The sequence below is a fragment of the Nocardia sp. CC201C genome, assembly GCF_030010695.1.
In the GTDB taxonomy this organism is placed as follows: Bacteria; Actinomycetota; Actinomycetes; order Mycobacteriales; family Mycobacteriaceae; genus Nocardia; species Nocardia otitidiscaviarum.
Window position 1 is genome coordinate 1 of the sequence record NZ_JASCXP010000296.1, and the last position, 9,354, is coordinate 9,354.

General features: G+C 69.3%; 8 protein-coding genes and 2 pseudogenes. 7 read left to right on the forward strand and 3 right to left on the reverse strand.

Annotated elements, in window-relative coordinates:
* Positions 1-36: 36 nt before the first annotated feature.
* Both QK444_RS25640 and QK444_RS25645 read right to left on the reverse strand, forming a co-directional pair.
* The gene (locus QK444_RS25640) at positions 37-231 is read right to left on the reverse strand and encodes a hypothetical protein (RefSeq protein ID WP_029924071.1); all 195 of its coding nucleotides are present in this window, start codon (positions 229-231) and stop codon (positions 37-39) included.
* Between the two features lie 349 nt (positions 232-580).
* Positions 581-2,365, reverse strand: a complete 1,785-nt coding sequence (locus tag QK444_RS25645; RefSeq protein ID WP_282784475.1) for an acyl-CoA dehydrogenase — start codon at positions 2,363-2,365, stop codon at positions 581-583.
* Between the two features lie 52 nt (positions 2,366-2,417).
* Between QK444_RS25645 and QK444_RS25650 the strand changes: the two genes are divergently transcribed.
* The 3 genes from QK444_RS25650 to QK444_RS25660 are packed head-to-tail and all read left to right on the forward strand — an operon-like array spanning position 2,418 to position 4,505.
* On the forward strand, positions 2,418-2,819 hold the full coding sequence (locus QK444_RS25650) for a DUF952 domain-containing protein (protein ID WP_282784477.1): 402 nt from the start codon (positions 2,418-2,420) through the stop codon (positions 2,817-2,819).
* A 10-nt stretch (positions 2,820-2,829) separates the two neighbouring features.
* Entirely contained in the window at positions 2,830-3,312 is a 483-nt protein-coding gene (locus QK444_RS25655; RefSeq protein WP_029924074.1) for a cation:proton antiporter regulatory subunit, read from the forward strand.
* Between the two features lie 5 nt (positions 3,313-3,317).
* Complete coding sequence (locus tag QK444_RS25660) at positions 3,318-4,505, forward strand: cation:proton antiporter (protein WP_282784479.1); 1,188 nt, start codon at positions 3,318-3,320, stop codon at positions 4,503-4,505.
* Here the strand turns inward: QK444_RS25660 and QK444_RS25665 are convergent.
* Positions 4,404-5,105: a rhomboid-like protein gene (locus QK444_RS25665; protein ID WP_282784481.1), complete on the reverse strand. Its 702-nt coding sequence runs from the start codon at positions 5,103-5,105 to the stop codon at positions 4,404-4,406. The genes QK444_RS25660 and QK444_RS25665 overlap by 102 nt on opposite strands.
* 293 nt (positions 5,106-5,398) lie before the next feature.
* Here QK444_RS25665 and eat point away from each other — a divergent pair, with 293 nt between their 5' ends.
* The 4 genes and pseudogenes from eat to QK444_RS25685 form a co-directional block, all read left to right on the forward strand.
* Positions 5,399-6,817 (forward strand): ethanolamine permease, encoded by a 1,419-nt coding sequence (gene eat, locus QK444_RS25670; protein WP_282784483.1) that lies wholly within the window; start codon positions 5,399-5,401, stop codon positions 6,815-6,817.
* The gene (locus tag QK444_RS25675; protein ID WP_282784485.1) at positions 6,814-8,226 is read left to right on the forward strand and encodes an ethanolamine ammonia-lyase subunit EutB; all 1,413 of its coding nucleotides are present in this window, start codon (positions 6,814-6,816) and stop codon (positions 8,224-8,226) included. Before eat ends, QK444_RS25675 begins: the two co-directional genes overlap by 4 nt.
* Positions 8,223-8,543: pseudogene (locus QK444_RS25680) on the forward strand (ethanolamine ammonia-lyase light chain EutC); the annotation flags it as partial. The gene QK444_RS25675 and the pseudogene QK444_RS25680, both read left to right, overlap by 4 nt.
* 357 nt (positions 8,544-8,900) lie before the next feature.
* Positions 8,901-9,354, forward strand: a pseudogene (locus QK444_RS25685) (ethanolamine ammonia-lyase light chain EutC); the annotation flags it as partial.

The following is a 9,354-nucleotide window of genomic DNA, read 5'->3' on the forward strand; positions in this document are numbered from 1 at the left end:
CCCTCGCGTTCACATACCGCGAGGCGGAGGAGCTGATTACAGCGCCGGTGCCGACTCCGTGTCGATCACGGCTTCGAGCTCACGAAGACGATCCATGTGCTCATTGGCGTGATGCTGGCAGAAGAGCAACTCTCCACCACCGGGAAGGGTCGCACGCACGCGCGCGCCTGCCCCGCAGCGGTCGCAACGGTCGACCGCGGTCAGTGGGGTGCTAGTCAGGGTTCCTGGCATGACTCCTCCGTCCTGGCTCCGGGTGCTCACACACCGTTCGCCTGGTGTGGGGCTCACGGACCTCTCCGTGAGCTCGCTACCGCTACTTCCCAGCAGTGGCTATGACTACTTTGTCAGACGTTCGGGACGGGGGCTTTGTTCCCGAGAATGTTTCTTTGTGTTTTCGCTAACACGACCTGCGGTTTCGCTAGAAGCGAACAGCCCGCGGCCGCATTCGCGAAACGCCGATATCACCCTCCGGAACAGGCCGATCCATTTGTCTTATCGGGAGACTACCCGGGGGCACCGACACTCACACTCCGATTGGATATCGGCACGGACTCGGTAGCAAACGCGAGTAGGACTCGTTTCAGAACCAGGACTCGTCCAGGTCCAGCGTGGTCCGGTCGCGCGAGACCAGCAGGTCGAACAGCGGACCGGTACGCGGCAGCTCCCAGCGGAAGAAGTAGCGCGCCGCCGCGCGCTTGCCGAGCGCGAAGGCGTCGCCGCCGCTGGCAACCAGGGACTGCTGCAACCAGAGCCAGGCCAGCACCACATGCCCGACCGCCTCCAGATACGCCGCGGAGTTGGCCAGCGCCGTCTCCGGATCGAGGTCCTGCCACAGCGTGGCGGTGGTGGTGGCGACCCGGCCCGCCGCCAGGTCCAGGGCGTCGGCGCAGGCGGTGAGCTCCGTATCGCCGGTGTCGCGCGCGGCGGTCACCGTGGTCGCGATGGCGTCGAGCAGGGCGGTGAGCGCGCTGCCCCCGTCGGCGGTGACGGCCCGGCCCAGCAGGTCCAGGCTCTGAATGCCGTGCGTCCCCTCGTGAATGGGATTGAGCCGGTTGTCGCGGTAATGCTGTTCGACGTCGTAGTCGCGGGTGTAGCCGGCACCGCCGAGCACCTGGATGGCGAGGTCGTTGGCGGTCAGGCACCACTGGGACGGCCAGCTCTTGGCGATCGGGGTGAGGATGCGCAGCAGCACGGCGGCGCGCTCGGCGTCGGTACCGGTGCGCAGATCGTCGACCAGCTTGGCGCAGTACAGCTGAAGCGCGAGCGCGCCCTCCGCGTACGCCTTCTGCGCCAACAGCATCCGCCGCACATCCGGATGCCGCACGATGGGCACCTGCGCGCCGTCGCGCACCCCCTGCGGGCGGCCCTGCGGCCGCGTGCGGGCGTAGTCCAGGGATTTCAGGTATCCGGTGTAGCCCAGGGCGGTGGCGGCCAGGCCGACGCCCAAGCGCGCCTCGTTCATCATCGAGAACATGTACGCCAGACCGCGATTGGGCTCGCCGACCAGGTAGCCGACGGCACCGGCGGCTCCACCCGGGGTGTAGCGGCCGTCGCCGAAGACCGGCGCGGTGTTGACCGTGCCGCGCCATCCCATCTTGTGGTTGATGCCCGCCAGCGCCACGTCGTTGTGTTCGCCCGGCGTGCCGTCGGCGGCGGGCAGGTACTTGGGCACGATGAACAGCGAGATGCCGCGGGTGCCCGCCGGTGCGTCGGGGATCCGGGCCAGCACCAGGTGCACGATATTGTCCGAGAGTTCGTGATCCCCGCCGGAAATCCACATCTTGCGGCCGAACAGCCGGTAGGTGCCGTCCTGCTGCGGGACCGCCCGGGTGGTGATGTCGGCGAGATTGGATCCGGCGTGCGGCTCCGACAGCGCCATGGTGCCGAAGCTGCGGCCGTCGAGCATGGGGCGTAGGAAGCGGTCGACCTGCTCCGGGCTGCCGTGCGTGGCAAGCAGATTGGCATTGCCGACGGTGAGCAGCGCATATCCGGTGGTGCCCACATTGGCGGCATGGAACCAGGACATGCAGGCGGTGAACACGCTGTAGGGCAGCTGCATGCCGCCGACCTCGTAATCCATGGCCGCGCCGATCATCCCGGCATCGGCGAAGGCCCGCAGTGCCTCGCCGACCGCGGGGATGATGTGCACCTTCTCCCCGTCGAAGGTGGGCTCGTGCAGGTCGCTGTCGCGGTTGTGCGGCGCGAAGTAGCGCGCGGCGAGATCCTGGCTCAGTCGCAGCACCTGGTCGAAGGTCTCGCGCGAGTGGTCGCCGTAGCGGTCCCGTGTCGTCAACGACTCCACGTCCAGCCAGTCGTAGAGCAGGAATTCGATATCGCGGGCGCACATGATGAGCGACGGGTTCATGGCCACCGGTCTATCAGAGACCGCGTGTCGTGCACACCGCTAGCGTGGCGGCATGGCACTCGACGCATCCGAGGCGGTATCGGAGTACACCGGCCCGCTCCTGCACATCTGTTCGCGGGCGGAATGGGAGGCGGCGCGCGCGGCCGGGGAACTGCGCGCCCCTTCGTTGGCCGAGGTCGGCTTCATCCATCTGTCCGCACCGCGGCAGGTGCACCTGCCCGCCGATCGCCTGTTCGCGGGCCGCCGCGACCTGGTGCTGCTCTGGCTGGACCCGGCCCGCCTGACCGATCCGGTGCGCTGGGAGCCGGGCGTGCCGACCGATCCGGAATCCATGCGGTTTCCGCATCTCTACGGGCCGCTGCCGGTGGCGGCGGTCGTCGAGGTCACCGAGTTCCGGCCCGGTCCGGACGGTCGCTTCGTGCCGGTGGAGCTGCCGCGGGGGGATCTGTCCTAATCTGGACGTCGTGAACGTCGACGTTACTGCGCTGCCCGGCATCGGTGTGCGGAAAGATTTCGAGTCCCGCGGCGGTCGCCGGATCGGAGTGGTGGTGCACCGCGACGGAGGTATCGACCTGATCGTCGCGCAGCGTGACGATCCCGATGCCTGCCTGGCCCAGGTGCCGCTGACCACCGATGAGGCGGCGGTGCTGGCCAACCTGCTCGGCGCGCCGCAGCTGGTGGAGAGCCTCAAGGAAGACCATCGGGATCTGCCCGGCATCACCACCCGGCAGCTGCCCATCAACAACAATTCGCCGTACCGGGGGCGGATGCTGGGGGAGACCGGGATGCGCACCCGCACCAAGGCCTCCATCGTGGCGATCATGCGGGCCGGACAGTTGCATCCCTCGCCCGGCCCGGACTTCGTCCTCGATTCCGGTGATCTGCTCGTCGTGGTCGGCACACCGCAGGGGCTGGACGCGGCCGCGCGTATCCTCGCCGACGGCTGAGCGGCGTGGATCCGACGGCGCTAGGACTCGTCGAACTCGGCGCGATCTTGTTCGTGCTCGGCATGATGGGCCGGGTCGCCGGACGGTTCGGCATGTCGCCCATTCCGCTGTACCTGCTGGGCGGGCTCGCATTCGGCACCGGCGGGATCGTGGAGATGCACGCCGCGGCCGAATTCGGCCATCTGGCCGGGGAAATCGGCGTGGTACTGCTGCTGCTCCTGCTCGGGTTGGAGTACACGGCCGCGGAACTGGTGACCGGGCTGCGGCGGTCCTGGCTGGCCGGTCTGCTCGATATCGTCGCCAACGCCACCCCCGGCGTGCTGGTGGCGCTGATGCTCGGCTGGGGCACGGTAGGCGCGATCACCATGGGCGGGGTCACCTACATCTCGTCCTCGGGAATCGTGGCCAAGGTCCTCAACGACCTCGGCCGACTCGGCAACCGCGAGACGCCGGTGATCCTGTCCATCCTGGTCTTCGAAGACCTGGCCATGGCGGTGTACCTGCCCATCCTCACCGTCATGCTGGCCGGGCTGGGCTTCGCCGCCGGGGTGAAGACGCTCGGCATCGCCATGCTGGCCATCACCGTGGTGCTGGTGGTCGCGCTGCGCTACGGCAGGTACGTCTCGGCCGTCGTGGACAGCGAGGACCGGGAGGTGTTCCTGCTCAAGCTGCTGGGTGCGGCGCTGTTGGTCGCCGGGGTGGCGTCGGCGCTGAACGTCTCGGCCGCGGTCGGCGCGTTCCTGCTCGGCATCGCCATCTCGGGATCGACCGCGCAGCAGGCGGCGAAACTGCTGGAGCCGCTGCGGGATCTGTTCGCGGCCATCTTCTTCGTGGCCTTCGGTCTCAATACCGACCCCCGCGCCATTCCGCCGGTGCTCGGCTGGGCGGTCGCGCTGGTCGTCGTCACCACCGTGACCAAGGTGGGCACCGGGTGGTGGGCGGCCAAACGGCAGGGCATCCGGCGGATGGGCCGCGCCCGTGCGGGCGCGGCGCTGGTGGCGCGCGGCGAATTCTCGATCGTCATCGCGGGATTGGCGGTGACCATGGGCGGGGTCGACGGTGAACTCGCCGCGCTGGCCTCGGCCTACGTGCTACTGATGGCGATCCTCGGGCCGATCGCCGCCCGGCTGGTCGAACCCGCCGTCGCCTTCGTCAAGCAGGACCGCCCCCGGGCCGAACCCGTGGGGCGCTGACTCGCGTTCCAGGCGCCGGGTGGCGAAGACCGCCGACCCGGCGATGAGGAAGCCGACGGTCATGGCCAGGACGTGGCCGTAGTCGGTGAAGGTGCGCCCGCGCACCGCCGCGCCGACGTAGACGATGATCAGCAGGCCCGCCCAGAGCAGTCGCGGCACGCCGCGCAGTCGGAAGGTGAGCGCCGCCAGCACGGCCGAAATGCCATAGCTGGGGCCGACATCCGAGGCGAGCGCCACCCGCAGCGGAATCAGGCGATGCTCCACGGCGTAGGCGATTCCGGTGACGGTGCCGAGCGTGGCTCCGACGTGCCCGATGGCGAACACACCGATCCAGCGCAGGGTGCCCAGCCAGCGTTCGGCGGCGGCCATCACCGTCAGGAAGGTGATGATGAACGCCCACGGGAAGTCGCCGTCCACCCAGAACGCCGAGGCCACCAGCACCTGAACCGGGTCGCGGCGCATATTCGCGAGGTTGGTGGAGGCCGAGAAGATGATGTGGCGGTCGGTGATCTCGTTCGCACCCCGCAGCGTCCAGTAGGTGACGAAGAGCGTGAACGCGTAGCAAACGCTGGCCGGTGCCGCTCCCAGGTGGTCGCGCACGGCTCGCACCGCCCGCCGCGGCCGGTGTGGTCGCCGCCACCAGCTACACCACCGGCGTAGCTCGTCGGCGAGATCGAGGGTCCGAGTCCACGGGGACCGGTGCCGGTGCGGTACGGGCGGCATAGCTGCGATTGTGCTCGGTCCGCGGCGGATCGGCACGCACGCGGGTCCGTAACGCGGCGTCATGCCGCCACAAACTCGTAGTTACACGTCAGCAATATTGGTCCGGAGGATCTACAGGTCAGCCCTCTGGGCATGTGACCAACCGAGTACGAGGGGTACGGGCAACCTGCATGACGACTGCTTCGAGGCCGACGGCGGATACCGCCGAGGACTATCTGGCCAAGCGGACCCTGCGCTCCGGATCGGCGGGCTGGCTGCTGCTGGCCGGGCTCGGCGTGAGCTATGTGATCTCCGGTGACTATTCCGGATGGAATTTCGGCCTGGCCGAGGGCGGATTCGGTGGGCTCTTGATCGCCACCGTCCTCATCGCGGGCATGTACCTGGCCATGGTGTTGGGTATGGCGGAACTGTCGGCGGCGCTGCCCGCGGCGGGCGGCGGCTACACCTTCGCCCGCCGGGCGCTCGGGCCGTGGGGCGGATTCGCCACCGGCACCGCGGTTCTCATCGAGTACGCCATCGCACCGGCGGCCATCGCCACGTTCATCGGCGCGTACGTGGAATCGCTGAACCTGTTCGGGATCACCGACGGGTGGTGGGTGTATCTGGCGGTGTACGCGCTGTTCATCGGCATTCATCTGGCCGGGGCGGGGGAGGCGCTCAAGGTGATGTGCGCGATCACGGTGATCGCGCTGATCGGGCTGGTGGTGTTCGCGGTGGCGGCCTGGGGCCGTTTCGACCTGGGCAATCTCACCGATATTCCCGTCGATACCGGGGCGGCGGGGGCCTCGGAGTTCCTGCCGTTCGGCGCTTTCGGCGTCTGGGCGGCGATTCCGTTCGCGATCTGGTTCTTCCTGGCCGTCGAAGGGGTGCCGCTGGCCGCGGAGGAGGCGCGCGAGCCGGAGAAGAACGTGCCCAAGGGCATTATCGTCGCCATGCTGGTGCTGCTGGTGACCGGCGGCAGCGTACTGGTGCTGTCCACGGGAGCGATTGGCGCGCAAGCGCTCTCGACCTCCGGCAATCCGCTGGTCGAGGCGCTGGGCAGCGGTGGCGCGGCCACGGCGGTGAACTACATCGGCCTGGCCGGACTGGTGGCCAGCTTCTTCTCCATCGTCTACGCCTACTCCCGGCAGACCTTCGCGCTGTCGCGGGCCGGATACCTGCCGACCAGCCTGTCGGTCACCAACTCCCGCAAGGCCCCGGTGTGGGCGCTGATCGTGCCGGGCGTGATCGGCTTCGGGCTGTCGCTGACCGGCGAGGGCGCGATGTTGCTGAACATGGCCGTCTTCGGCGCGGCGGTCAGCTACGTGCTCATGATGGTCAGCCATATCGTGCTGCGAGTGCGCGAACCGGGTATGCGGCGGCCGTACCGCACTCCGGGCGGCGTGGTGACCACCGGATTCGCGCTCGTGATCGCCTGTGTGTCCGTGGTGGCGACCTTCCTGGTGGATCCGGTGGCCGCGGGCTGGACATTCGCCGCGTTCTGCGCCTTCATGCTCTATTTCGCCCTCTACAGTCGCCATCGGCTGGTCGCGGCCTCGCCCGATGAGGAGTTCGCGATCCTGGCCCGCGCCGAGAAGGAGCTCGAATGACGGTGTACCAGCAGCGCATCGGCGGTGTGAGTTACCGGTTCGACGGGTTGGTCGAGCTGTTGGCCAAGGCGACGCCGCGCCGCAGCGGTGACGAATTGGCCGGGTGCGCGGCGCATTCCGACGCCGAACGGGCGGCCGCGCAGTGGGCGCTGGCGGAGGTGCCATTGCTCACCTTCCTGAACGACGTGGTGGTGCCGTACGAGAGCGACGAGGTCACCCGGCTCATTGTCGACACCCACGATCGCGTCGCGTTCCAGCAGATCTCGCACCTGACCGTGGGCGGGCTGCGGGATTGGCTGCTGGCGGTGGCCGCCACCGAACACGCGGCCGCCACCCTCGCGGCCGTATCCCGTGGGCTCACACCGGAAATGGTGGCCGCGGTCAGCAAACTCATGCGCAATCAGGACCTCATCGCGGTCGCCGCGGCCACCGAGGTGCGGGCCGGATTCCGTACCACCGTGGGACTTCCGGGCACCCTGGCCACCCGCTTGCAGCCCAACCACCCGACCGATGACCCGCGCGGTATCGCCGCCGCCGTGCTGGACGGGCTGCTGCTCGGCTGCGGGGACGCGGTGATCGGCATCAATCCGGCCACCGACTCGCCACGGGCCACCGCGGATCTGCTGCACCTGCTCGACGAGGTGCGGCAGCGGTTCGACATTCCGACGCAGTCGTGTGTGCTCTCGCACGTCACCACCACGCTCGGGCTGATCGAGGCGGGTGCCCCGGTGGATCTGGTGTTCCAGTCCGTGGCCGGAACCGAGGGCGCGAATTCCGGGTTCGGCGTGAATATCTCGCTGCTGCGGGAGGCGAATGCGGCCGGGCGCGCACTGGGTCGCGGAACGGTCGGCGACAATGTCATGTACCTGGAGACCGGGCAGGGCTCGGCGCTCTCGGCGGGCGCGCACCTCGGCACCGGCGGCAAACCCGTGGACCAGCAGACCCTCGAGGCCCGCGCCTACGCGGTCTGCCGGGATCTCGATCCGCTGCTGGTGAATACGGTGGTCGGGTTCATCGGTCCGGAATACCTCTACGACGGCAAGCAGATCATCCGCGCCGGACTCGAGGACCACTTCTGCGGCAAACTGCTGGGGCTGCCCATGGGCGTGGACGTCTGCTACACCAACCACGCCGAGGCCGACCAGGACGATATGGACAGCCTGCTCACCCTGCTCGGCGCGGCCGGTGTCGCCTTCGTCATCGCGGTACCCGGGGCCGACGACGTCATGCTCGGGTACCAGAGCCTCGCCTACCACGATGCCCTGTACGTGCGAAAGGTGCTGGGGTTGCGGCCCGCTCCCGAATTCGCGGGCTGGCTGGACCGGCTGGGCATGCTGGACGCCGACGGCCGGGTGCGGCCGGTCGAGCCGCTCACCTCGCCGCTGCGCGCCCTGGCGAGTGCGTCATGAGGCCGGTGCGCGGCGATACCTCCCGTACCGACACCGCCCGTACCGGTGCCTCGGAGGAGTTCTGGGCTGAGCTGCGGCGCACCACCCAGGCGCGGATCGGGTTGGGCCGCACCGGGGATGCGCTGCCCACCGAACGGGTGCTGGAATTCCGGGCCGCGCACGCGGCGGCGCGGGACGCGGTGCACACGCCACTCGCGGTCGACGACCTGGCCGCGCGGGTGGCGGAGCTCGGTCTGGGGCGGCCGACGCACGTGCGCAGTCGCGCGGCGGACCGATCGGAGTATCTGCGCCGCCCCGACCTCGGACGGCTGCCCGCGATCGCGGCGGGTGCGGTCGAGTGGACGCGCACGAGCGCGCCGGAAGCCGCGGACGCGGTCGAGCCGCATTCCGTCGCGTCGAATGCCACCGCGTCGAACGCCACCGCGACGGATGCCACCGCGACGGATGCGCCAGGGACGGATGCCACCGCGACGGATGCGCCAGGGACGGATGCCACCGCGACGGATGCCACCGCGACGGATGCGCCAGGGACGGATGCCACCGCGACGGATGCGCCAGGGACGGCACGTACGCCCTCTGCGCGCGCCGTGGTCGGGGAGGCGCTGTCGTCCTCGGCGGGTGGGCGCACCGGTCCGGACATCGAGATGGATCCGAGTAGCCGTGCAGGGCAGAGGGTTTCGGCGTCACCGGGAACCGGGGCCGATATCGGTTTCGTGCTCGCCGACGGTTTGTCGCCCCGGGCGCTCGCCGAACACGGTGTGCCCATGCTGCGGGCACTGGTAGCGGTGCTGGGGGAGCGCTACACCCTCGCCCCTCCGGTCATCGCCACCCAGGCGCGGGTGGCGCTGGGTGATCACATCGGTGAAAGCCTCGGCGTCGCAACCGTTCTGGTACTCATCGGGGAGCGTCCCGGCCTGTCGGTCGCCGACAGCCTCGGCATCTATCTCACCCACCGGCCGTGTCCGGGGCGGGCCGACTCCGACCGCAATTGCATCTCCAATATCCATCCGCCGGAAGGGCTCGGCTACGAGCGTGCGGCGCGGGTGGCGGCGGGACTGGTCGAGGGCGCTCGCCGACTCGGGCGCTCCGGTGTGGATCTGAAGGACACCTCGGTGAGCGCACTGGTAC

Excerpts from the sequence above, each read along its gene's own strand:
- eat (WP_282784483.1), top strand. The coding sequence starts at position 5,399 with ATGACGACTGCTTCGAGGCCGACGGCGGATACCGCCGAGGACTATCTG.
- QK444_RS25645 (WP_282784475.1), bottom strand. The coding sequence starts at position 2,365 with ATGAACCCGTCGCTCATCATGTGCGCCCGCGATATCGAATTCCTGCTC.
- QK444_RS25650 (WP_282784477.1), top strand. The coding sequence starts at position 2,418 with ATGGCACTCGACGCATCCGAGGCGGTATCGGAGTACACCGGCCCGCTC.
- QK444_RS25675 (WP_282784485.1), top strand. The coding sequence starts at position 6,814 with ATGACGGTGTACCAGCAGCGCATCGGCGGTGTGAGTTACCGGTTCGAC.
- QK444_RS25640 (WP_029924071.1), bottom strand. The coding sequence starts at position 231 with ATGCCAGGAACCCTGACTAGCACCCCACTGACCGCGGTCGACCGTTGC.